This is a genomic window from Streptomyces sp. NPDC032822 (assembly GCF_055578825.1).
On record NZ_JBVIOL010000013.1, the window covers coordinates 110288 to 132071 of the forward strand.

20 protein-coding genes are annotated in these 21784 nt (G+C 71.2%); 10 read left to right on the forward strand and 10 right to left on the reverse strand.

What is annotated here, in order from left to right:
- Window positions 1-6 precede the first annotated feature (6 nt).
- The 4 genes from ACZ5VD_RS31450 to ACZ5VD_RS31465 are packed head-to-tail and all read right to left on the reverse strand — an operon-like array spanning window position 7 to window position 5287.
- On the reverse strand, window positions 7-906 hold the full coding sequence (locus ACZ5VD_RS31450) for a carbohydrate ABC transporter permease (protein WP_468552690.1): 900 nt from the start codon (window positions 904-906) through the stop codon (window positions 7-9).
- Between the two features lie 29 nt (window positions 907-935).
- Entirely contained in the window at window positions 936-1865 is a 930-nt protein-coding gene (locus tag ACZ5VD_RS31455; RefSeq protein ID WP_468552605.1) for a carbohydrate ABC transporter permease, read from the reverse strand.
- On the reverse strand, window positions 1862-3205 hold the full coding sequence (locus ACZ5VD_RS31460) for an ABC transporter substrate-binding protein (RefSeq protein WP_468684090.1): 1344 nt from the start codon (window positions 3203-3205) through the stop codon (window positions 1862-1864). Before ACZ5VD_RS31460 ends, ACZ5VD_RS31455 begins: the two co-directional genes overlap by 4 nt.
- A gap of 42 nt (window positions 3206-3247) precedes the next feature.
- Window positions 3248-5287: a beta-galactosidase gene (locus ACZ5VD_RS31465; protein ID WP_468684091.1), complete on the reverse strand. Its 2040-nt coding sequence runs from the start codon at window positions 5285-5287 to the stop codon at window positions 3248-3250.
- A gap of 108 nt (window positions 5288-5395) precedes the next feature.
- Between ACZ5VD_RS31465 and ACZ5VD_RS31470 the strand changes: the two genes are divergently transcribed.
- The 7 genes from ACZ5VD_RS31470 to ACZ5VD_RS31500 all read left to right on the forward strand — a co-directional run bounded on the left by ACZ5VD_RS31470 (window position 5396) and on the right by ACZ5VD_RS31500 (window position 12590).
- Window positions 5396-6157, forward strand: coding sequence for an SDR family NAD(P)-dependent oxidoreductase (locus tag ACZ5VD_RS31470; RefSeq protein WP_468684093.1), 762 nt, complete (start codon window positions 5396-5398; stop codon window positions 6155-6157).
- A gap of 67 nt (window positions 6158-6224) precedes the next feature.
- Window positions 6225-6971: a FadR/GntR family transcriptional regulator gene (locus ACZ5VD_RS31475; RefSeq protein WP_468684094.1), complete on the forward strand. Its 747-nt coding sequence runs from the start codon at window positions 6225-6227 to the stop codon at window positions 6969-6971.
- On the forward strand, window positions 6968-8113 hold the full coding sequence (gene dgoD, locus ACZ5VD_RS31480; protein ID WP_468552600.1) for a galactonate dehydratase: 1146 nt from the start codon (window positions 6968-6970) through the stop codon (window positions 8111-8113). The genes ACZ5VD_RS31475 and dgoD overlap by 4 nt, the downstream gene beginning before the upstream one ends.
- A gap of 46 nt (window positions 8114-8159) precedes the next feature.
- Entirely contained in the window at window positions 8160-8780 is a 621-nt protein-coding gene (locus ACZ5VD_RS31485; protein ID WP_468552599.1) for a bifunctional 4-hydroxy-2-oxoglutarate aldolase/2-dehydro-3-deoxy-phosphogluconate aldolase, read from the forward strand.
- Window positions 8781-8830: 50 nt separating this feature from the next.
- Entirely contained in the window at window positions 8831-9751 is a 921-nt protein-coding gene (locus ACZ5VD_RS31490) for a sugar kinase (RefSeq protein ID WP_468684193.1), read from the forward strand.
- Between the two features lie 14 nt (window positions 9752-9765).
- Entirely contained in the window at window positions 9766-10653 is an 888-nt protein-coding gene (locus ACZ5VD_RS31495) for an SMP-30/gluconolactonase/LRE family protein (RefSeq protein ID WP_468684095.1), read from the forward strand.
- Window positions 10654-11072: 419 nt separating this feature from the next.
- Window positions 11073-12590 (forward strand): glycoside hydrolase family 43 protein, encoded by a 1518-nt coding sequence (locus tag ACZ5VD_RS31500; RefSeq protein ID WP_468552597.1) that lies wholly within the window; start codon window positions 11073-11075, stop codon window positions 12588-12590.
- A gap of 52 nt (window positions 12591-12642) precedes the next feature.
- Here ACZ5VD_RS31500 and ACZ5VD_RS31505 read toward each other — a convergent pair whose 3' ends face one another.
- Window positions 12643-13317, reverse strand: coding sequence for an SDR family NAD(P)-dependent oxidoreductase (locus ACZ5VD_RS31505; protein WP_468684096.1), 675 nt, complete (start codon window positions 13315-13317; stop codon window positions 12643-12645).
- 145 nt (window positions 13318-13462) lie between these two features.
- On the opposite strand from ACZ5VD_RS31505, the gene ACZ5VD_RS31510 reads away from it, so the two are divergent.
- Complete coding sequence (locus ACZ5VD_RS31510; protein WP_468684098.1) at window positions 13463-14164, forward strand: TetR/AcrR family transcriptional regulator; 702 nt, start codon at window positions 13463-13465, stop codon at window positions 14162-14164.
- A 501-nt stretch (window positions 14165-14665) separates the two neighbouring features.
- Window positions 14666-15571 carry an isocitrate/isopropylmalate family dehydrogenase gene (locus ACZ5VD_RS31515; protein ID WP_468684099.1) on the forward strand — a complete coding sequence of 302 codons (906 nt, stop codon included), beginning with the start codon at window positions 14666-14668 and terminating at the stop codon, window positions 15569-15571.
- A 468-nt stretch (window positions 15572-16039) separates the two neighbouring features.
- On the opposite strand, the gene ACZ5VD_RS31520 is transcribed toward ACZ5VD_RS31515, so the two are convergent.
- Genes ACZ5VD_RS31520 through ACZ5VD_RS31530 form a run of 3 tightly spaced genes read right to left on the reverse strand, consistent with a single transcriptional unit; the run spans window position 16040 to window position 18515 of the window.
- On the reverse strand, window positions 16040-16822 hold the full coding sequence (locus ACZ5VD_RS31520; RefSeq protein ID WP_468684101.1) for a class I SAM-dependent methyltransferase: 783 nt from the start codon (window positions 16820-16822) through the stop codon (window positions 16040-16042).
- A 2-nt stretch (window positions 16823-16824) separates the two neighbouring features.
- Window positions 16825-17661 carry an LLM class flavin-dependent oxidoreductase gene (locus ACZ5VD_RS31525; protein ID WP_468684102.1) on the reverse strand — a complete coding sequence of 279 codons (837 nt, stop codon included), beginning with the start codon at window positions 17659-17661 and terminating at the stop codon, window positions 16825-16827.
- The gene (locus ACZ5VD_RS31530; RefSeq protein WP_468684104.1) at window positions 17658-18515 is read right to left on the reverse strand and encodes an alpha/beta fold hydrolase; all 858 of its coding nucleotides are present in this window, start codon (window positions 18513-18515) and stop codon (window positions 17658-17660) included. The genes ACZ5VD_RS31525 and ACZ5VD_RS31530 overlap by 4 nt, the downstream gene beginning before the upstream one ends.
- A gap of 94 nt (window positions 18516-18609) precedes the next feature.
- Here ACZ5VD_RS31530 and ACZ5VD_RS31535 point away from each other — a divergent pair, with 94 nt between their 5' ends.
- Window positions 18610-19506 (forward strand): LysR family transcriptional regulator, encoded by an 897-nt coding sequence (locus tag ACZ5VD_RS31535; protein WP_468684105.1) that lies wholly within the window; start codon window positions 18610-18612, stop codon window positions 19504-19506.
- A gap of 312 nt (window positions 19507-19818) precedes the next feature.
- Here ACZ5VD_RS31535 and ACZ5VD_RS31540 read toward each other — a convergent pair whose 3' ends face one another.
- Together ACZ5VD_RS31540 and ACZ5VD_RS31545 are read right to left on the reverse strand one after the other, a co-directional pair.
- Window positions 19819-20991 (reverse strand): sialidase family protein, encoded by a 1173-nt coding sequence (locus ACZ5VD_RS31540; protein WP_468684106.1) that lies wholly within the window; start codon window positions 20989-20991, stop codon window positions 19819-19821.
- A complete protein-coding gene (locus tag ACZ5VD_RS31545) occupies window positions 20988-21767 on the reverse strand; it encodes an HpcH/HpaI aldolase family protein (protein ID WP_468684108.1) in 780 nt (259 codons plus the stop codon). The genes ACZ5VD_RS31540 and ACZ5VD_RS31545 overlap by 4 nt, the downstream gene beginning before the upstream one ends.
- Window positions 21768-21784: the final 17 nt, after the last annotated feature.

Genomic DNA, 21784 nt, shown 5'->3' on the forward strand with positions numbered 1-21784 from the left:
GTTTTCTCAGCCCTTGACGCTGCCCTGGGTCAGGCCGGACCGCCAGTAGCGCTGGAGCACGAGCATCGCGGCGGCCAGCGGGAGGATCGACAGGAACGCCCCGCCCACCGTCAGCTGATAGAACTCGGCATACCGCTCCGACTGCGACTGCCAGGTGGTCAGGCCCAGGGTCAGGGGGTACTTGCTGTCGTCGGAGAGCATCACCAGCGGCAGGAAGTAGTTGTTCCAGATGCCGACGAACTGGAAGAGGAACACGGTGACCAGGGCGGGCGTCATCGTGCGCAGAACGAGGGTGTGGAAGATCCGCCACTCGCCGGCGCCGTCGACCCGGGCCGCCTCCAGCATCTCCGTGGGTATCGCCGCCTCGGCGTAGATACGGCACAGGTACACCCCGAACGGACTGACCATGCTGGGGATCAGCACGGCCCAGTAGGTGTTGGCCAGACCCACCTTGCTGAACAGCAGGTACAGGGGGAGCGCCAGCGCGGTGCTGGGCAGCAGCACACCAGCGAGCACCACCTTGAAGACCGACTCCCGCCCGCGGAACCGGTACACGGCGAGGGCGTACCCGGCGGCACACGCCAGCAGGGTCGCCAGCGCGCCGCCGACCCCCGCGTACAGGAAGCTGTTCCACGTCCAGGTCCAGAAGATGCCCTCGCCGTAGGAGAAGACCTGCGACAGGTTGTGCAGCCACTGCGGGTCCGAGAACCACAGCCCGAAACTGCCGAAGAGATCCGCGCTGTTCTTGGTGGAGGCCACCACCAGCCAGTACACGGGCAGCAGGAAGTAGAGGGCCGCGACCGTGAGCAGGGCGACCACCAGGATCCGCGAAGGCTTCGGCCTTCTGCGTGGCCGGCCGTCACGGCCGGCCACGGCGGGTCGTGAGGTGTCGGTGGCGGTGTCCATCGACTTCGTCGTCCGCTGTGTCGACACGCTCACCGTGCGCCCCTTTCCTTGCGGTTCACCAGGCTGAGGAAGCCGAAGGACAGCACACTCGCGACGAGGGCGAGGATCACCGACTCGGCCGCGGCGAGGTAGATGTTGTTGTTGGCGAACGCCTCGTTGTAGGCGGCCAGGTTGGGTGTGTACGAACTGGTGACCGTCGAGGTCAGCGGTTTGATGATCAGCGGTTCGGCGAAGAGCTGCAGGGTGCCGATGATGGAGAACACGGCGGTGAGCACCAGGGCGGGCCGCGCCAGCGGCAGTTTGATCCTGACCGCCGTCTGCCAGGCGCTCGCGCCGTCGATGCGCGCGGCCTCGTAGAGCTCCTGAGGGATCGACTTGAGCTGGGCGACGATCACCAGCATGTTGTAGCCGGTGAACTCCCAGATCACGATGTTGGCGATGGACCACAGCACCCCGTGGTAGCCGAGGAAGTCGGGCGCGAGACCGACCCTGCCGAGCAGGTCGACCAGGGGACTGACGCCCGGTACGTAGAGGAAGCCCCACAGGATCGACGCGATGACACCGGGGACGCCGTACGGCAGGAAGTAGGCGGCGCGCAGGATGCCCGCCCAGCGCTGGGAGAGGGTGTCGAGGACCAGCGCCAGCGTGGTGGCCAGCAGCAGCATCACAGGGACCTGCACGATGCCGAAGAGCAGCACCCGCCCGAAGCTTTCCAGGAAGTCGGACTGCCGCAGCGCGAGGGTGTAGTTGTCCAGCCCGGCGAAGCCGATGCTCGCCGGGCCCAGGCCCAGCGGCCCGGAGCGGATCGGCTTCAGCAGGCTTTCGTAGAGCGCGTAGCCGAGCGGGATGACGAAGACGAACAGGAAGAGGGCCACGAAGGGGAGGAGGAATCCCCAGGCGGCACGGTCCGGGCGCGGGATGCGCCGTCGGCCGTCCACGGCGGGGTTGGTGCTGCTCATGACTGGCTCCTCGCCTTGAGGCCCTTGGCCAGCAGGTCGTCCACGGTGCGTTTCTGCGCGTCGGCCAGAGCCGAGGCGAGGGTGCCGTCCCCCGCCATGGAGGCGCCGAAGGCGTCGCCGAGGTGGGCGAAGTCGGCGTCCGTGGTGGGCGACCACTTCCAGGAGGTGTCGATGGCCCGGTCGGAGGCGGTGAAGACGTCGTTGTACCGCTGTCCGCCGAAGAACGGGTCGGGCTTGTCGAGTGCCGATCCGCGGAACACGTCCGCCGCGGCGGGCCAGCCGTAGCCGACGGCGATGTTGAGGTCGACGGCCTTGGGGTCGCTGTTGATCCAGTGAGCGAACTCCAGCGCCTCCCGTGGATGGCGGCTGCCCTGGAGGACCGCGGTGGACGCGCCGCCCCAGTTGGCGGAGGCGTTCTCACCCGCCGCCCACTGGGGGAGCGGGGCCACCCGCCACTTCCCTTTGGTGCCGGGCGCGTTGCCGCGCAGCAGGGCGTCGCCCCACTGCGGTCCGACCCAGGTGACCACCTGCCCGGTCTGCACCTGCCGGTACCAGGCGCTGGACATGTCGGGTTCGACGAAGACGAGGTCGTCGCGGACCAGCCGCTCCCAGTACTCCGCGACCTCGCGGGAGAGGTCGTCGTTCATGCCGACGACCCATGTGTCGTCCTGGGTGCCTATCCAGTGGGACCCGCGCTGCCAGCACATCGCGGCGAACCAGGCGGGCGAGTTGGGGTTGAACGCGGACAGCCGTGCGCCGCCTCCGCGGGCCTTGACCACACGTGCGGCCTTTTCGAAGTCGGCCCAGGTGGCGGGTGTTTCGATGTCCCACTTCGCGAGGAGGTCCCGGCGGTAGAAGAGGCCCATCGGACCGGATGCCTGGGGGATGGTGTGGACCCGCCCGCCGAAGACGCCCTGGTTCCACTGCCACGGCACATAGCTGTCGCGCAGTTCGTCGGCCCCGTAACCGCTCAGGTCGGTCAGACCGTTGACCAGCATGAAGGCGGGCAGCTCCTGGTACTCGACCTGCGCCAGGTCCGGCGGGTTGCCGGCCGTCAGGGCCGAGAACATCTTCTGGTAGCCGCCCTGGGTGCTCGCGGGGACGGTCTGCATCTCCACGTGGATGTCGGGGTGGGTCCTGTTCCACAGGTCGACGGTCTTCTGCATCGGCACCCAGGTCCAGAAGACGAGATTCACCTTCTGGCCGGGGCGGGTGGACGCCTGCCGGGTGGTGCGGGCGGCTCCGACGGTCTGGCCGCAGGAGGTGAGGGCGGGGAGCGCGGCGAGTGCCCCGACCCCCCACCCGAGCACGGACCTCCGCGAGGGTGGTGAGCTGTTCATGTACGTCCCTTATGTCCCTTGGTCTGCGGCTCGATCGGTTGGCTACGGCTCGGTGAGGACGGCTACTCCGGCTCCGGGCAGCGTGATGCGGTCGGCGGGGGGCGACGCCGGGGCCAGGGCGTCGGTCATCGGCTCCGGGAGGCTGATCTCGACCTCCTCCTGGCCGTGGTTCAGGAGGAAGAGGAACCGTCCGCCGGCGCCCTCGCGCACGGTCGCCTGGACGTGCTCGGGAAGCCCGGGGAGCGCGGGGCCGACGGCCGCCGTACGGCAGACGTCGTCGATCAGGGCCCGCATGGCCCCGGGTGCGAGACGCGTCGCGACGTACCACGCGTGTCCGTCGCCGAAGGAGTGGCGGGTGATTGCGGGCCGGCCCGCCAGCGGCCCGGAGCTGAAGTCGGCGACCGCCCGAGCGCCGTCGAGCACGACGGTCTCCGACCACAGGTCGGCGCTGCTGACCGTGCCGTCCCACTGCTGGACGTCGACCGTCGTGTTCTGTGCCAGCGGCCAGAACTCCTCGACGCGCAGGCCCAGTACGTCACGCAGCGGTGCGGGGTATCCGCCCGGGTGGACCCGGTCGCAGTCGTCGACGATGCCGGAGAAGAACGACACGAGCAGGTGGCCGCCGCCGCGTACGAACGCGGTGAGGCGTTCGGCGTCCGGCTCCTTCAAGAGGTAGAGGCTGGGTGCGACGACCAGGCGGTAGCCGGACAGGTCGCGGTCGGGGGGTACGACGTCGCAGGCGATGCCCGCTTCGAACAGCGGCCGGTAGTGGGCGAGCATGAGGTCCATCTGGTTCAGTGCGGTGGAGGGGTGCGAGTCCAGCTCCAGGGCCCACCAGCTGTTCCAGTCCAGCACCAGGGCGACCTCGGCGGTGGAGCGGGTGCCGGCGATCTGCGGCACGGAGGCGAACTCGCGTCCCAGTTCGCTCACTTCACGGAAGGTGCGGGTGTCGGTGCCGCCGTGCGGGACCATCGCCGAGTGGTACTTCTCGGCGCCGCCCCGGGACTGGCGCCACTGGAAGTACAGCACCGCGTCCGCGCCCTGGGCGACCGCCTGCCAACTCCACAGCCGCATCCGCCCCGGCGGCTTGGGTCCGTTGCGCTCACGCCAGTTCACCGCGCTGGGCGCCTGCTCCAGCAGCAGCCACGGCTGACCGGCGCGGGCGGAGCGGGTGACGTCGAAGATGAACCCCGCCGAGACGTGCGTGTCCTCGTCGTGCGGGTCCTGGTAGACGTCGACCGAGACGACGTCCTCCTCGGCGGCCCAGCGGAAGGCGTCGACGGGCTTGTGCACGCCGATGAAGTTGGTCGTGACGGGAACGTCGGGGGTGATCCGCCGCAGTACCGCCTTCTCGGTCAGACAGCACTGGAGCAGCGCGTCGTCGGAGAACCGGGCGAAGTCCAGCTGCTGGGCGGGGTTGGGGAAGGTGGGCGCGAGTCGCGGCGGCAGCACCTCGTCGAAGCTGTCGTAGTGCTGCGCCCAGAAGGCCGTCGACCAGGCGTCGTTGAGCGCCTCGATGCCGCCGTACCGCTCGGAGAGCCAGCGCCGGAAGTCGGCGGCCGACTCGTCGCACCAGCACTGCGGGGTGTGGCAGCCGTACTCGTTGCCGATGTGCCACATCTCCAGCGCGGGGTGGTCGGCGTACCGGGTGGCCAGTCGCTCGACCAGGCGCGCGGCATGTTCGCGGTACACGGCGCTGGAGGGGCAGTAGTGCTGGCGTCCGCCGGGCCACATGCGTCGGCCGTCGGAGGTCTCGGGGAGGATCTCGGGGTGCAGCCGGGACAGCCAGGGCGGCGGGGACGCCGTCATGGTGGCCAGGCATACGGCCACCCCCGCTCCGGCGAGGTTGTCCATGACCCGGTCGAACCAGGTGAAGTCGTACTCCCCGGGCCGTGGTTCCACCTTGGCCCAGGAGAAGATCCCGGCCGTGACCATGGAGACGCCGGCCTCCTTCATCAGCGCGACGTCCTCGGCCCACACCTCCTCGGGCCACTGCTCGGGGTTGTAGTCGCCGCCGAAGGCGATCCCGGGCGGGCGCAGGCGCCGCCGGGTCTCGATCGGTACTGAAGGTGCTTGTCGCATGCGGGTCAGTTTTGGAGCGTCATCGCCACGCCGTCAAGATATATTCATAATTAATTGAAACAGCTATGGTGGGTGCAGGCAGCAGGCACACGAGGGGAGACGCACGCGATGACGGAGTGCCGCAGGATGGCGGGGCGGGTGGCGGTGATCACCGGCGCCGCGCACGGCATCGGCGCCGCCACGGCTCGAAGGTTCGCCGACGAGGGCGCGACCGTCGTGGCCACGGACGTGGACGACGCGGCGGGCAGGGCGCTCGCCGCGGACATCGAGGAGAGCGGCGGACGCGCGCAGTACGTCCGCTGCGACGTGACCTCGGCCGCCGACTGGGAGAACCTGGCCCGCCACGTCCACAAGCACCACGGCCGGCTCGACGTACTGCACAGCAACGCCTACGCCCAGCTCAACAAGCCCGCCCACGAACTGAGCGAGGCCGAATGGGACGGACAGATGGCCGTACTGCTGAAGCCGGCCTGGCGGGCGATGAGGACCTGCGCCCTCATGCTGCGCGAGTCGTCGGGATCCGTCGTCCTCACCTCCTCGGTGCACGCGGTCATCGGCCTCCCCGGCCATGCCGCCTACGCCGCCGCGAAGGGCGCGCTGTGTTCGCTGGGGCGGCAGTTGGCCGTCGAGTACGGGCCGGAGATCAGGGTCAACACGGTGCTGCCGGGACCCATCCTCACCGCCGCGTGGGAGGGGATCCCGGAGTCCGAACGGGCGCGCAGCGTGGCGGCCACGGCAGCGAAACGCTTCGGGCGCCCGGAGGAGGTCGCCGCGGCCGTAGCCTTCCTGGCATCGGCGGACGCCTCCTATGTGACCGGAGCCAGCCTGGTGGTCGATGGAGGATGGAGCGTCATGAAGGAGTCCTCGTGAGCGGCGCGCACCGCGCGGCAGGCCGTGCGCGGCCCACGCGAACAGGACCGAGACGGAAACGGAGAACGTGGTGACCCATCCCGGTAGGGGGCTGCACGGCCAGGCGGTCGAGGAACTGGGCCGGCGCATCATCCGCGGCGACTACCCCCCGGGCTCCGTGGTGGACCCGGCCAAGTTCGAGACCGAACTCGGCGTCAGCAAGACCGTCGTACGCGAGGCGCTCCGTGTGCTGGCGTCCAAGGGGCTGCTCGAATCACGGCAGAAGCGCGGGACGACCATCCGGCCCCGCGCCGACTGGAACCTGCTCGACAGCGACCTGCTGCGCTGGCAGGGCAGCAGCGCTCCCACCGACGGCTTCCTGGAAGATCTCGCCGAGGTCCGCGCGATAGTGGAGCCCGCCGGAGCCCGGTTCGCCGCGACCCGCCGCACCGCCTCCGACCTGGACGCGCTGCGTCAGGCGCTGGACGCGATGGCGGCGGCGGGTACGGACGCCGACGCGATGGTCGAGGCGGACCTGGCCTTCCACCGCGCCCTGCTGGACGCCGCCCACAACGAACTCCTCAGCCGGATGGAGGTCGTCATCGAGGCGGGTCTGCGCGTGCGCGACCGGATCGTGCACGGCGCCCGGCACTTCGCCGACTCCATCCCGGTGCACCAGGAACTGCTCGACGCCGTCGAGGCCGGCGACCCGGACGCCGCCGTGGCCGCCGTCGAGTCACTCCTGGCGCAGGCCTCCGACGACCTGGCGGCCGTACGAGCGCGGACCGACCCCGACGACCTCGCGACCGACCCGCTCCCGAAGGAAGTTCCTTGAAGATAACCGGACTTGAGACGTTCCTGGTCGCTCCGCGCTGGCTGTTCCTGCGCGTCGCCACCGACGAGGGCGTCACCGGCTGGGGCGAGCCAGTGATCGAGGGCCGCGCCGAGACCGTACGCGCCGCGGTCCACGAACTCGCGGACTACCTCGTCGGCCGGGACCCGCTGCGCATCGAGGACCACTGGCAGGTGCTCACCAAGGGCGGCTTCTACCGGGGCGGCCCGATCCTCTCCAGCGCCGTCGCCGGCATCGACCAGGCCCTGTGGGACATCGCCGGCAAGACCTACGGCGTCCCGGTGCACCGCCTCCTCGGCGGTCCCGTGCGCGACCGTGTCCGGATGTACGCCTGGATCGGCGGCGACCGTCCCGGCGACGTCGCCGAGCTGGCCGAAGAGCAGATGAAGGCGGGCTTCACCGCCGTGAAGATGAACGGCTCCGCCGAACTCGCCCCGATCGACACCCCGGCACGCACCGCCGAGGTCGTCGAGCGTGTCGCGGCCGTCCGTGAAGTGCTGGGCGACGAACGGGACATCGCCGTCGACTTCCACGGTCGCGCCTCCACCGCCATGTCACGCCGCCTGCTGCCCCTGCTGGAACCACTGCATCCGTTGTTCGTCGAGGAACCCGTCGCACCGGAACACTCGCGCAACCTGCGCGGCCTGGCCGAGTCCACGAGCATCCCCCTCGCCACCGGCGAACGCCTCTACTCCCGCTGGGACTTCCGCGAGGTCATGACCAGCGGCATCGCCGTCGCCCAGCCCGACCTGTCCCACGCCGGAGGAATCTCCGAGGTGCGCCGCATCGCCGCCATGGCCGAGACCTACGACGTCGTCATGGCCCCGCACTGCCCCCTCGGCCCGATCGCCCTGGCCGCAAGCCTCCAGATCGCCTTCTCCGTGCCGAACTTCCTCATCCAGGAACAGAGCATGGGCATCCACTACAACCAGCAGTGCGACCTGCTGGAGTACGTCATGGACCCCGAACCCTTCCGGTTCCAGGACGGATACGCCGTCGCCACGACCCGCCCGGGCCTCGGCGTCGACATCGACGAGAAGGCGGTACGCCACGCCGCCGAGACCGGACACCGCTGGCGCAACCCCGTATGGCGCGGCCCCGACGGCGCGTTCACCGAATGGTGACCACCGCCAGGCCCCCGCACCCCACGCACAAGGAGAGCCCGCTCCCATGAACCTGGTGGAATCGCTCCGAGCCCACCGCCTGTTGGCGATCGTACGAGGCAAGGACCCCGTCGCGGCCCTGCACACCGTACGCACCCTCGCCGAAGAGGGCATCGCGGCCGTCGAGGTCTCGCTGACCACCGCGGACGCCCTGGCCGTCATCCGGCAGGCACGCACCGCACTGGGCCCCGACGCACTCCTCGGCGCCGGAACCGTCCGCTCGGCCGCGGACGCCGCCCGCGCCGTGGACGCCGGGGCGTCCTACCTCGTCACCCCGGCACTGGTCGAGGGACTGGAGCCCTACGGCGTACCCGTGCTGATGGGAGCCCTGACACCGACCGAGATCGAAACCGCCCTCGCGCGGGGCGCCGCCGCGATCAAACTCTTCCCCGGCTCCCTCGGCGGCCCCGGCTACCTGCGTGCCCTGCGCGACCCCTTCCCCGACGTGCCCTTCGTGCCCGTCGGCGGGGTGGACGCGCAGGCCGCCCGCGACTACCTCGACCTGGGCGCCATCGCCGTCGGCGTCGGCTCGCCCCTCGTCGGGGACGCGGCCGACGGCGGCGACCTGGACCGACTCCGCGCCCGCGCGGCCGAGTTCCGCACGGTGGCGCAGGGACGGACGTCGTGACCACACCGGATCACCAGGCCCCGCCCGAGGTGGTGACCTTCGGCGAGACGATGGCGGCACTGCGCGCCCACGGCGCCCTGCGCCTCGGCGGCGACCTCGGCCTCTCCGTCGCGGGAGCCGAGTCCAACGTGGCCATCGGTCTCGCCCGGCTCGGGCACCGGGTGCGCTGGGCCGGCCGGGTCGGCGCGGACGAACTCGGCGCCCTGGTCCTGCGCACCCTGCGCGCCGAGGGCGTCGACACCGGCCACGCGGTCACCGACGACACCGGCCGGCCCACCGGACTGCTGCTGACCGAACCCCGCCTGGGCACACTCACCCGCGTCAGCTACTACCGCACCGGTTCCGCCGGTTCGGCGCTCTCCCCGGCCGACGTCCTGCCCGCGCTGGCCTCGGGACCCCGCATCCTGCATCTGACCGGCATCACACCGGCACTCGGCGCCTCCGCGGCCGAGGCCGCCCTGGCCGCCGCCACGACCGCCCGCGACGCCGGCATCACCGTATGCCTCGACGTCAACCACCGCTCCCGGCTGTGGACCGCCGACCGCGCCCGCACGGCGCTCCGGCCCCTGCTCGCCCGCACCGACCTGCTCATCGCCTCCGAGGACGAGCTGCCACTGGTCCTGGAACGGCCCGGAGCGGGCGAGTCCGAGGCCGTGCGCAGCATCCTGGCCGCGGGCGTGAGCGAGGTGGTCGTCAAGCGCGGCGCACGGGGTGCGACCGCCTTCACCGCCGACGGGGAGACCGACTGCGCGGCACGCCAGGTCGACGCCGTCGACCTGGTCGGCGCGGGCGACGCCTTCGTGGCCGGATACCTGTCCGGACACCTCCACGGCGCGGACACCCCCGCCCGGCTGCACCGGGCCGTCACCACCGCGGCCTTCGCCGTCGCCACCCGGGGCGACTGGGAGGGCCTTCCGACGCAGGACGAACTCGCCCTGCTCGACGAGCCCGACGGCACGACCATCCGCTGACCAGGAGAGGGAACATGACAGCAACGGCAGTACCGACGACGGTCGTCGTGGACGGAGGGTACGAACTCGCCGAGGGCGGGCGCTGGTTCGAGGGCCGGTACGTGTACGTCGACCTCCTCAGCGGCCGGCTCTTCGAGCTGCGCGACGACACCGGCCCGGCGTCCGCACACCAACTGGCCGCACTCGACGTCCCGTTGGGCGCCGTCGCGCCGGTGGGTGACCAGCCGGGCGCATGGATCGCCGCCGCGGGCACCGGCATCGCGCTGCTCACCGCCGACGGCACACTGGAATGGCTGGACCGGCCCGAGGACCGCACCCCGGTCCCCAGCCGGATGAACGACGGCGTCGCCGACCCCGCAGGCCGCTTCTGGGCCGGCAGCATGGCCTACGACGGCACCCACGGCGCGGGCTCGCTCTACCGGACGGACCCCGACGGCACGGTCGTCCGCGTCCTCGACGGCCTGACCATCGCCAACGGCCCGGCGTTCACCGCCGACGGCGCGCTCATGTACCTCGCCGACACGGCCGCCGGCACCATCCTCCGCTGCCGGGTCGAGCCCGTCACCGGTGACCTCGCCGGGGGCCCGGAGACCTTCGCCCGACTGCGCGGCGGCGAGGGCGGCCCGGACGGAATGACCGTCGACGAGGAGGGCTGCCTGTGGGTCGCGATATGGGGCGCGGGCGCGGTCCGCCGGTATCACCCCGACGGCCGCCTGCTCCACACCGTGACCGTCCCCGCCCCGCACCCCACGTCGGTGTGCCTGCACCCCGGCGACCACACTCTCTTCGTCACCACGGCCCGCTACGGGGTGAACGATCCGACCGCCACCTCCGGCGCGGTGCTCAGCGTCCCCGCACCGGTCAGGGGAACGGCGGCCTGTTCCTGGCGCGGCCGACGCTGAAACCCCGGTACGGCACGCCGCCGCGGCACCGCCGGACCTCGACCGCTCCGGTGAGTACACCGGTGCCCTTCCCGCCCTGCTACGGCACCCGTATGATCACCACGCTGGCTGCGCCGGGCGGCACCCTGGTCCGGGCCGTCGGCTCGCACCCCTGGTCTCCGCGCACGACGTTCGGCGGGCCGACGGCTACCTGAGCGTCGTGCCCATCGACAAGGACCCCGTCAACGCAACGACGGTCACGCTGTCGTCCAGCGGGGTCAGCCGGCGGGGCCGGCCCGTCCGCGACGACGGGCGGCGCGACCTGCCGGACGGTACCCGCCTGCTCGATCGTGGTTGTCCCACTCCACCACTGAACCGACCGACCCGGCCGTCCCGGCTGCGCCGGTGACTCCCGCGCGTCACACCAGTGAAAGGACCCGATGAGGGTGTCGAGCAAGCCCGAGAACGCCAAGACCGTCGACAACCCGGTGATCCCCGGCTTCCATCCCGACCCCTCCGTCTGTCGGGTGGGCGAGGACTACTACCTGGCCTGCTCCAGCTTCGAGTACTTCCCCGGTGTCCCCCTCTTCCACAGCCGGGACCTGGTGCACTGGACCCAGATCGGCAACGCGCTCGACCGGCCCACGCAACTGCGCCTGCCCCTCGACACCCCCTCCTCGGGTGGCATCTATGCACCCACCCTCCGCCATCACGACGGCCGCTTCTGGCTGATCGTCACCAACGTCAGCGGGGACGGCAATCTGCTGTTCACGGCCACCGACCCGGCCGGCCCCTGGTCCGACCCGGTCCGCCTGCCCGGAGTGCGGGGCATCGACCCGGACCTCGCCTGGGACGAGGACGGCAACTGCTGGTGCACCACCGCCGGAGTCGGACAGATCCGTATCGACCCCCACACCGGGGAGACTCTCGGCCCGTCCCGCCGGCTCTGGTCCGGCGCCCCCGGTGCCAAGGCGCCGGAAGCACCGCACCTCTACCGGATCGGCGACTACTGGTACCTGCTGATCGCCGAGGGCGGCACCGAGCGCTGCCACGGAGTCTCCATCGCCCGCGGCCTCACGCCCACGGGCCCGTTCGAGCCGTGCCCGGCCAACCCGATCCTCACCCACCGGGGCACCGACCACCCCGTCCAGAACACCGGCCACGCCGACCTCGTGCAGGCACCGGACGGCTCGTGGTGGATGGTGCTGCTCGGCGTGCGGCCGGGCGGAGGGACTCCCGGCTGGCACGTACTGGGCAGGGAGACGTTCGTGGCACCGGTCGACTGGGTCGACGACTGGCCGGTCGTCGGCGAACTGTCCACCTCCATGCCGGCCCCCTCCTGGCCGCTGCATCCGCACGCTCCCGTCCCCGGTCTGGACGACTTCGACCTGAGCGAGCTGGCCCCGCACTGGATCTCGCTGCGGCACCGGCCGCCGGAGGTGTGCACGACGAAGGAAAGGCCCGGCTGGCTCACTCTGCGGGCACGCGGCGGATCGCTCGACGACACCGACGTCACGTTCGTCGGCCGACGCCAGCAGCACCTGTCCTGCCGTGTACGAGCCCTGGTCGATGTCTCGGACGGCCGCGGCGGCCTGGCCGTCCGCCTCGACGAGCAGCACCACTACGACATCGAGGCCTCGTCCGGCGAGGTTCGAGTGCGGGCCCGTATCGGCCCGTTGAGCACTGTCGTCGCGTCCCGGCCGACACCCCCGGGGCCAGTGGTGCTCCGCATCGAGGTGACCGCCGTACACGCGGTGGGCGACTCACGTACCGGCCCGGACACCGTCGCGATCGGCATCGAGGAGCCGGACGGCACCTTCGTCGAGCTTGCCTCACTGGACGGGAAGTACCTGGCCACGGAGGTCGCCGGCGGCTTCACCGGCCGGGTGATCGGCATGTTCGCCGGTGCCGGCTCCGTCCACTACGACTGGTTCGCGTACGAGCCGGTCGATCGCTGACGGAGCCCGCAGCGAGCCGGTGTCACACCGCTGAGGACCCCGGGCGCGGTCCTCAGCGACTGAAGACGAGTTCGGCCTGGTCGCGCCTGGTCGTGTGCAACTCCCAGTAGGCGGGGGAGATCTCCTCGGGCTGGGCGGTCGGGAAGCCGGGGACGGCCGGCGTGCCGATCGACACGTCGATGCCGACGTGCGCGGCCTGGACGCCGGTGCCGTCCAGCTCCTTGTGGAGGTTGATCGCCCAGTTGCGCAGCGCCGCGGCGGCGGCGTTGACGTTGGCGACCTGCGGCACGGGATCGATGGAGCCCGCGCCGGTGGTGAAGAGGAGCGTGCCCGCGCCGACCTCCCGCATGGCCGGCAAGACCGCCTTGGTGGCGGCGATGGCACCGTAGAGCTGGAACTCGATCTCGTGCTGTATATGAGCCGGTTCGGCCTCGACCGGGGTGGCCAGCGCGGTGGTGAGGCCCGCGAGCGGGGAGTACTCCAGGACGTCGATGCGCCCGAACCTCGCGGCGGCGTCCTTGAGAGCCTGGGTGAGTGCGTCGCGGTCGAGGACGTCCGCGGGGAAGGCGGCGGCGGTGATGCCCTCGGCGGTGAGCGTGGCGACGAGAGCGTCGAGCCTGTCGCGGTTGCGGGAGATCAGGGCGACGTCCAAGCCCTGGGAGCCGAAGGTGCGGGCGATGGCCAGACCCAGTCGAGGGCCGGCTCCGATGATGGCGATGCTGGTCACAGCGATCCTTTTCCCTAGGTGGTCGACGAGAGCAGGTATTCGGACAGCCCTATCCATTTCAAGATCCGGATAGGCCTTTCCGTTTCACTGTCGCCACCGTACCACCAGAAGTGGATAGGTCGATCCGGTTGCTAGGGTGATCGGTATGAACCCTGGTGCCCAGCCCTCCGACGGCCCCGCCGCCCAGCCGCTGCGCAGCGACGCGGAGCGCAACCGGGAGCGGATCATCGCCGCCGCGCGGGCGGTGTTCGCGCGCGACGGTCTGGGCGCCTCGATGGCCTCCGTGGCCCGTGAGGCAGGGGTGGGGATCGCCACCATGTTCCGCCGCTTCCCCACCAAGGCGGAGCTGGTCGACGCCGTCTTCTTCGACCGCATGGACGCCTACGCCCATGCCGTCGCCGTCGCCCTGGACGACCCCGACCCCTGGAACGGGTTCGTCGGCTACATCGAGGCCGCCTGCGCGATGCAGGCCGCCGACAGCGGCTTCGCCGACGTCCTGACCACCACCTTCCCCACCGCCAAGGCCCTGGAGCGGCGCCGCAACGAGGCCTATGAGGGCATGGTGGAACTCATCGGCCGGGCCAAGGCGACGGGACGGCTGCGCGAGGACTTCGACTCCTCGGACCTGGTGCTGCTGCACATGGCCAACGCCGGTGTCGTCAACGCCACCGGTGACGCCGCCCCCGACGCCTGGCGGCGCGTCGTCGCCCTGCTCGTCCAGTCCTTCGAGGCCCCGGCCCGCGGCCCTCTGCCCGCCTCGCCCGAGCACGAGGCCCTCTACAGGGCCATGCTCCGCGCCGGCCCGGCGGCTGCCGAGGCGCCGGAATCGGACGCGGGTGACAACTGACCTGGGGCTGGAGTCGTCTCGCGGTGCTCGACTCCTCGCCGCGCTCGGCGTGATCCGCACTCGCGGGGGCGTTCCCGGTCCAGGCAGGCCGTGCGTGAGCCCGGGGTGCCGTCGGCGGGGAGTCGGGAAGTCGCTCGGCCGCCGGTTCAGGCCCGCCACCAGATCGACGGCCATTGGCGGCAGCGCGTAACGCAGCCGCCCGATCGGCCGGGCCGCGCCCGCCCGACGGCCCCCCGCGCCGGATTGATGACGTCCGGGTGCCGGGTGCGCCGACGGAATGGTGCCTTGCAGGCGCAGATCGACGACGGCCCGCCCCCGGTAATGGTCACCCGTGCACGACACCTCTGCCCGGTGCCGGTACTGACAGGACCGCACATCGATCCTGCCGCTGGTCCTCACCGGGGTGGGGGCACGGTCCTGCCCTCCTCCTGGACCCGGCTGGCCCGCCGTGCGGTGCCGTGGTCGCACCCATCGAGCCCACGGCCCACCCGCACCGGCAAGATGATCGATGACGACGGCCTGGAGCGGCTCAAGGACTTCGACGCGATCTACTTCGGCGCGGTCGGTTGGCCCACCGTCCCCGACCACGTCACCCTGTGGGGCCTGCGCCTGAAGATCTGCCAGAACTTCGACCAGTGGGCCAACGTCCGCCCCGTGCACTTCCTCCCGGGTGTCGTCAGCCCGTTGCGCAAGGCCGACGACACCGAGCTCGACTGGGTCGTCGTCCGCGAGAACATCGAGGGTGAGTACGCCGGCCTCGGCGGCCGCAACCTCTCCGCGCGCGGACACGGCGGTGAAGTCGCCGTCCAGTCGGCCTTGTTCACCGAGGTCGGCTGCGAACGCATCATGCGCTTCGCCTTCGACCTGGCCCGCACCCGGGCGGTCAAGAAGGTCTCCTCCGTCACCAAGAGCAATGCCCAGCAGTACGGCATGGTCCTGTGGGACGACGTCTTCAAGCGCGTCGCCGCCGACTACCCGGACGTCGAGACCGAAAGCGTGCTCGTGGACGCCATGTCGGCGAAGTTCGTCCTGCGCCCCGAGGACCTCTCGGTCGTCGTCGCCTCCAACCTGAACGCCGACATCCTCTCCGACCTCGGCAGCGCCCTGGCCGGCAGTCTGGGGCTGGCGGCGAGCGCCAACCTCAACCCCGAGCGCCGCTTCCCCAGCATGTTCGAACCGGTCCACGGCTCCGCCCCGGACATCGCGGGCCAGGGACTGGCCAACCCGATCGGCGCGGTCGGCAGCGCCGCGCTGATGCTGGAGCACTTCGGCCCGCCCGACCAGGCGGCCCGCCTCAACAAGGCGATCGAGGCCACGACCGCCGCGGGCGTCCTCACCCACGACGTCGGCGGCACGGCCACCACGGAGGACGTCACCAAGGCCCTGATCGACGCGCTCGACGCCTGACGGTTTCGAAGCGAGCCTTGAACGTCACCATGGGTTTCACGCCTGTCTCACGGTGCCGGACGCTGTGTCGGGCACCGGGTTTTCGGTCCCGGTCCGTGGCCGATGTGCGTGCGGTCGCTGCCCGCCGGGCCGGGAGCGGGGCCGCGAGACGGTCCAGGACGGCCGCTGCCGCCTCGGAGTCCGCCGCGGCGGGGCGCCACTCTGCGGCGGCCAGGAGCTTCCTTGCCCGCCCGGCCTCACGGGTCAGGGCGCACGTCCGTAGCGGCGGCGGGCCGAAGTCCGCCCCATGAGTCTCGTGCCCGCTGATCGACAGCCCCCTCGCCCTCTTCCTTCGGTCTCGGGCTGTCGCGAGGTGTCCGCGTGCCCGCTGGGAGCGTCGGACGGCATCCCGTCGTGGACGGCTGACCCCCGGCGGCAATCGTCGTCGAGTGTGTCAGCATCCCGGCGGTAGCGGCGGAGCGGTGGTGGTCAGGGACGGCGGCGGGCGGTGACGATCCAGGCGCGCGAGTCGAAGTACACGCCGCTGCCGGTGGTGTGGGCGTCGAGGGTGGTGCGGAGCCGGGTGCGTGCGTGCTCGGCCGCCGCGGCGTCGAGGCCGGCCAGCAGGTCTTTGGATTCCCACAGGCGGAGGACGGCGTCGAAGGCGGTGTAGCTGTCCGGGCCGTAGTACACGGGCTCGTGCACGTCGGTGAAACCGACCTCCTCGAAGCCGGCCGCCGTCAGGATGCCCTCCGTGACGGTCGGGTCGGCGAGTGAGAACGCGTCCGGACCGAGGGGCGGGGCCGATGCCGTCGTGAGGGCCCGGCGGATCGCGGTGGCCCACTCGTTGCGGTCGCGCTCTTGCCAGACCAGCAGTACCAGGCGCGCCCCGGGGCGCAGTGCCCGCCCGATGTTGGTGAACGCGGCGACCGGGTCGGCGAAGAACATCGTGCCGAACCTGCTGATACAGAGGTCGAAGCGCGTCGGTGGAAAGCGGTGCACCTGGGCGTCCGCCTGCTGGAAGGTGACGTTGGCCGGCCCTTGGTCCTCGCTGAGCCGACGGGCCCGTTCGAGCATGGGGGCGGAGACATCGACGCCTACCGCGCTTCCGTTGACGGCGGCGCGGGCGGCCTCACGTGTGGACTGGCCCGTGCCACAGCCGATGTCGAGGACACGGTCGTCAGAGCCGACGCGGGCAGCGGCGCGGAAGAGTGCGTTGTGCAGGCGCAGTTCCGCGTCGTAGTCGAACGGCTTGGACTGTTCGGACATCATCGTCACCTGATCCTCTCGCTGCCGACGTCTGCGGGGCCGTCGCGGAGTACGCCCCGCACCTCGTCCAGCGTCACGGTTTCCGGTTCGAACTCCGCGAGCCACCAGGTGGCGCCCGCCTTGGCGTAGGGCGCCGGATCGGCGCCGGGTGGGAGGGGGACGGCGATGTCGTACGGGGTCGTCTGTCGCCTGCGAAGACCAGTGAGGGTGGTGACGACGTCGGCGAGCTGGTCCGGGTGCTGGAGGTTGACCGGGACGAAGCCCTCGTGCCGGGCGGCGCGGCGCAGCGGTTTGACGTTGCCGGGAAGTCCCGCGGCCCACACCGGCACGCCCGGGCGCTGAACCGGTCTGGGCAGGAAGGAGATGCCGTCGACGGTGTAGTGCCGGCCGTGATGGCGCACCGGCGTTCCGGACCATGCGGCGGTGAGGATCTCCAGTGACTCGTCGAGCATCTCGCCGCGCTGCCGATCATCGAGTTCCTCGCCGGTGGCGGACAGTTCGTGGGCGAAGCGGTCGCTGCCGAGACCGACGCCGAGGGTGAGACGGCCGCCGCCGAGCCGGTCCAGCGTCGCGGTTTCCCTGGCGACCTTGGCCGGCCGGCGGCGGGCGAGAGGGGTGACCATGGGGCCGAACCGGAGGCGTTCGGTGGCGGTGGCGATCGCGGTCAGTGTGATCCACGGGTCGGCCACCCGTCGGACCGGCGCCCGCCAGCGCAGGTGGTCCCACACGAACACGCCGTGCCAGCCGGCTTCCTCCGCCTCGGCGGCCAGACGTGCGACCACCGCCGGGTCGGCGAGACCGTCGAAGATCGGCAGCCAGAGCGCCGACCGCAACCGGGTCACGGCCGGCCGCCTTCGGTGTGCCGTAGCAGCGCCGGGACGAACACGTCCCACAGCGGCTTCGGCAGGTCGTGTCCGGCGCCTTCCAGGACCAGCAGCGACGCGCCGGGAATCGCGTCGCGCAGCGCATGTCCGTGGGGGAGGGGGAACACCGGGTCGTGGTCGCCGTGCACCACCAGGGTCGGCGCCTTGAGGGAGGCGAAGTCGCGGGACGACCCGTCGAAGGACATCGCGTAGTGGTTGACGAGGGTGGACGCGATGTCGCGTGTGCGGGCCACGTCCCGCTCGACCAGCGCACGCGTGGCCCTCTCGTCGAAGTAGGGCGAGCCGCCCGAGCACGCTCTCGCCGAGGCGACGACGAAGTCCACCACCGCGCCGGAATCGGCGGGGTCCGGATCGGCGGGGATGGTGCTGGTCAGCTCCTGCGACGACGGCGGGAGCCCGTCCTCGCCCGTGGAGGTGGAGACGAACGTCAGTGACTTCACCCGGTCGGGGTGGTCCACTCCGATGATGTGCCCGATTCCGCCGGACATGGACCGGCAGACGATGTGTGCGCGCTCGACGTTCAGGGCGTCCAGGATGCGGAGCGCGTCTCCGGCCAGGTCGGTGTACCTGTAGCCCGGCCGCCCGGGCGGGTAGCTGGTGGATCTGCCGGTGTCCCGGTTGTCGTAGCGGATCACGAACCGGCCGCCGCGCGCGATCTGTTCACACAGTTCGGTCTCCCACCACAGCATCGAGGCGGTCGCACCGTCGATGAGCAGAATCGGAGGGTGGGCGGGGTTTCCGAAGGTCTCGAAGCACAGCTCGACGTCGTTGATCCCGACAAGCTTCTCGCCGTGCGAAAGGGGGGTCGTCATGAACATCACGCTAGACCCGACAGTCCATCGGGAAAAGCGATACTTTCTGATGAAGTCGATCGGTTTCTGCGATGTAAAAGGCTAGAGTAGGCCCATGTCCGACGTTGAACTGCGGCATCTCGCCACGTTGGCCGCCGTGGCCGACGAGGGCTCGTTCGGGCGGGCCGCCGTGCGGCTCGGGTACACCCAGTCGACGGTGAGCCAGCAGATCGCGGCACTGGAGAGGGCCGTCGGCGGTGCCGTGTTCGACCGGCCGGGCGGGCCGAAACCGGTACGGATCACGCCACTTGGCGCGGTGGTGCTGGCACACGGACGCGAGCTGCTGTCGAAGGCCCAGGCGATGGCGGCAGCCGTCGACCGGTTCAAGGCAGGGGACGGCCGGGTCGACATCGGCACCTTCCAGAGCGTGTCCAACGCGATCCTGCCGCCGGTCGTACGCAGGCTTCGGGAGGAGCACCCCGGCTGCGACATCAGACTCTTCGAGGAGGAGACCGACCAGCCGCAAGTCCAGGAGCTCGACCTGATGTTCTTCGACGGCCGCGTCGACGGCGATGTCGAATGCCGCAAACTTCTCGACGATCCCTACCTGTTGGTGGCCAGGCCCGGCACCTTCCCCGACGGTCCGGTGAGCCCGGACCGACTCGACGGGGTACCGATGGTGGCGCACCCGCCGATCTGTGACCAGGCCCGGATGGAGCAGGCCCTCGCACGCCGTGGCGTGCGACCGCACTTCGTGTGCCGCACGGCGGGCAACGAAACCGTCCTGTCGATGGTGCGCGCAGGCCTGGGTTCGGCGATCCTGCCCCAACTCGCCGTCCACAGCAGTGACATCGGCTCCGATGCGTCACTGCGCGTCCACGAGCTCAAACCGGGACTCCCGCCACGCGAGATCTTCCTGCTGTGGCAGGCGCATCGCACGCACTCCCCACTCGCGGCACGGGCGATCGAGATCGCCGTGGACGTCGCGGGCGGGCTCGCCCAGCGCACCTGACCCGAACAGCTGCGCTCGTGCTCCTCGTTCGGCGCGGGACCACAGGGGCAGGAGGTGTCCTGCTCGATCGCGAGAGGGGGTTGACGCGGCTCTCGGCTTTGCGCTGCGGGCCTGACGGGGCCGTGAGTGATCTGAGCGAGACGTCGCCGCCCGGCCGTGCCACCACCTCAGTGTGTGCCGGTGGCGGCGGCACCCGCCAACGAAGCGCACCCGTGCTCCGTGTATCAAGGGGCACACGAATCGAGCTCTCGCGCGGGGAGAAGACTCCTGAGGTCCATCGGGTTCGACCGGTCGGAGTGGTCAGTCACTCACTCACCTCGCGCTCTTCGGGCCGAGCCTGATGTGGCGGATGACCTTCCGGTGGTGGGTGTAGGCGATGTGGAGGGCGCCGTCCGGTGTCTGCGCTATCGAGGGATAGGACAGTTCGCGGTTGAGGCCGTCGCGGGAGTTGTTGGTGAGGCAGTGGCCGTCGCCGGTCGCGAGGTCGGCGCGCAGCGGCCAGCTGAGGCCGCCGTCGGACGAGAGGGCGAGGCTGAGCGGCGCGCGCGGGGCACCCCAGAACGCGGTCGAGGGGGTCTGCCGTACCGCCGTCGTCACCGAGCCGTCGGGGTCCTTGTCGTCGGCGAGTGAACCCGTGTCGTCGATCTCGTCGTAGAGGGAGACGCGGCGGGCGGTGGCGTCGGCGGCGCTGCTGTGGTTGTAGACGAGGGCCAGGCGGCCGTCTGCCAACGGGACGTACTGGATCGAGGAGTTGTTGTTCGGCAGGCCCAGCGGCTGCGGCTCGCTCCAGGTGCCGCCGTCGTCCAGCGACACGGACCGGTGCACGGCGTCGGCGCGCCGACTGCGGTAGAGGGCGAGCAGGGAGCCGTCCGGCAGCCGGTGGACGTTCATGTGGACCAGGCCCGTGGAGCCGGGCACGGGCTGTTCGGACCAGGTTTCGCCGCCGTCGTCGCTGATCATGACGGCGCTGGTGTCGAGGTCGCCCGACCACTTCTCACCGGGGGCCGTCCGGCATCGGAAGACGGGCAGCAGCAGCCGGCCGGTGGGCAGGACGACGGGTGGCTGGCGGACGAAGACGCCGCCGAAGCCCGGGGTGGCGGGGAACAGGGTGCGGGTCTCCTCCCAGGTCGTGCCGTGGTCGTGGCTGACCCGCAGCCGTACCTCGGCGGTGTCCTGGTCGCCGCCTCGCTGGGCGGTGTGCAGCAGCCACAGGGCGCCCGAGGGCAGGGGGAAGAGCACGGGGTTCTGCTCGGAGCGTGCCGGGTCGTCCGAGAGGCGGACGGGCTCCGTCCATGTCGTGGTGCCGGGCGTGAGCCGGGAGAACCACACGCTGATGTCCGCCATGCCCTCCTGCGTGCCGCCGAACCAGACGCAGCCCAGGTCTCCGCCGGGCAGCACGGTGAGGTTGGCGGCGTGGCTCTGCACGGTCGGTGCGGGCAGCGTGGTGTCGGTGCGGTCGAAGCCGTCGAGGAGTCGGTTGATCACAGTGCCTCTCCAGGGGTCCGGGCAGCGGTCAGGTGCTGGCGCGCCGTCTGTTCCAGGTGCACCAGGTCGCAGGCGACGGTCGCGAACGTGAAGCCTTCGGCGAGCCGCTTGGCGGCGCTCGCGCCGTCCGGGTTGTGGATGCCCGCGGCGAGTCCGGCGGCCGCCGCCGCCTCGCGTACGGTGCCGAGCGCGGCCTCGAAGGCATCGGCCAGGGCCGGGTCCGTGGACGAGGCGCCGCCGAGGGCGATCCGCAGGTCGGAGGGGCCGACGTAGACGCCGTCCAGGCCCGGCGTCGCGCAGATCGCCTCGACGTCGGCGAGTCCTTCGGCCGTCTCGATCATGGCCAGGACGACCGTGGTGTCGTGCGTGTCGGCCGGGTCGGGGCCGATCCGCAGCGCCGAGCGCATCGGGCCGTAGGAGCGCCGGCCGAGGGGTGGGTAACGGACCGCGGCCACGGCCTCGGCGGCCTGCGCGGCCGTGTCGACCAGCGGCACGATCACTCCGGTCGCGCCCGCGTCGAGAGCCCGGCCGATCGGGGCCGGGTCGTTGGCCTCCACCCGGACCAGGCCGACGGCCGTGGAGCCCCGGCTGTCGATCGCGAGGAGGTTGTTGAGCATGCCGGAGTAGCCGAACAGACCGTGCTGGGCGTCCAGGGCGACGTAGTCGTAACCGAGGCGGGCGATGCGTTCGGTGGCCACGGGCGCGTCCATCAGGCACCAGTAGCCGAGCAGTTGCTCGCGGGCGCGCAGGGCGGCGGTGAACTCTGCGGGGGTCATGAGCAGGTGTTCCTTCG

What these genes read in the sequence shown, in the direction of transcription:
- ACZ5VD_RS31450 (WP_468552690.1), bottom strand. Translation starts at nt 906, where the DNA reads ATGGACACCGCCACCGACACCTCACGACCCGCCGTGGCCGGCCGTGAC.
- ACZ5VD_RS31455 (WP_468552605.1), bottom strand. Translation starts at nt 1,865, where the DNA reads ATGAGCAGCACCAACCCCGCCGTGGACGGCCGACGGCGCATCCCGCGC.
- ACZ5VD_RS31460 (WP_468684090.1), bottom strand. Translation starts at nt 3,205, where the DNA reads ATGAACAGCTCACCACCCTCGCGGAGGTCCGTGCTCGGGTGGGGGGTC.
- ACZ5VD_RS31465 (WP_468684091.1), bottom strand. Translation starts at nt 5,287, where the DNA reads ATGCGACAAGCACCTTCAGTACCGATCGAGACCCGGCGGCGCCTGCGC.
- ACZ5VD_RS31470 (WP_468684093.1), top strand. Translation starts at nt 5,396, where the DNA reads ATGACGGAGTGCCGCAGGATGGCGGGGCGGGTGGCGGTGATCACCGGC.
- ACZ5VD_RS31485 (WP_468552599.1), top strand. Translation starts at nt 8,160, where the DNA reads ATGAACCTGGTGGAATCGCTCCGAGCCCACCGCCTGTTGGCGATCGTA.
- ACZ5VD_RS31490 (WP_468684193.1), top strand. Translation starts at nt 8,831, where the DNA reads ATGGCGGCACTGCGCGCCCACGGCGCCCTGCGCCTCGGCGGCGACCTC.
- ACZ5VD_RS31495 (WP_468684095.1), top strand. Translation starts at nt 9,766, where the DNA reads ATGACAGCAACGGCAGTACCGACGACGGTCGTCGTGGACGGAGGGTAC.
- ACZ5VD_RS31500 (WP_468552597.1), top strand. Translation starts at nt 11,073, where the DNA reads ATGAGGGTGTCGAGCAAGCCCGAGAACGCCAAGACCGTCGACAACCCG.
- ACZ5VD_RS31510 (WP_468684098.1), top strand. Translation starts at nt 13,463, where the DNA reads ATGAACCCTGGTGCCCAGCCCTCCGACGGCCCCGCCGCCCAGCCGCTG.
- ACZ5VD_RS31515 (WP_468684099.1), top strand. Translation starts at nt 14,666, where the DNA reads ATGATCGATGACGACGGCCTGGAGCGGCTCAAGGACTTCGACGCGATC.
- ACZ5VD_RS31520 (WP_468684101.1), bottom strand. Translation starts at nt 16,822, where the DNA reads ATGATGTCCGAACAGTCCAAGCCGTTCGACTACGACGCGGAACTGCGC.
- ACZ5VD_RS31530 (WP_468684104.1), bottom strand. Translation starts at nt 18,515, where the DNA reads ATGACGACCCCCCTTTCGCACGGCGAGAAGCTTGTCGGGATCAACGAC.
- ACZ5VD_RS31535 (WP_468684105.1), top strand. Translation starts at nt 18,610, where the DNA reads ATGTCCGACGTTGAACTGCGGCATCTCGCCACGTTGGCCGCCGTGGCC.
- ACZ5VD_RS31545 (WP_468684108.1), bottom strand. Translation starts at nt 21,767, where the DNA reads ATGACCCCCGCAGAGTTCACCGCCGCCCTGCGCGCCCGCGAGCAACTG.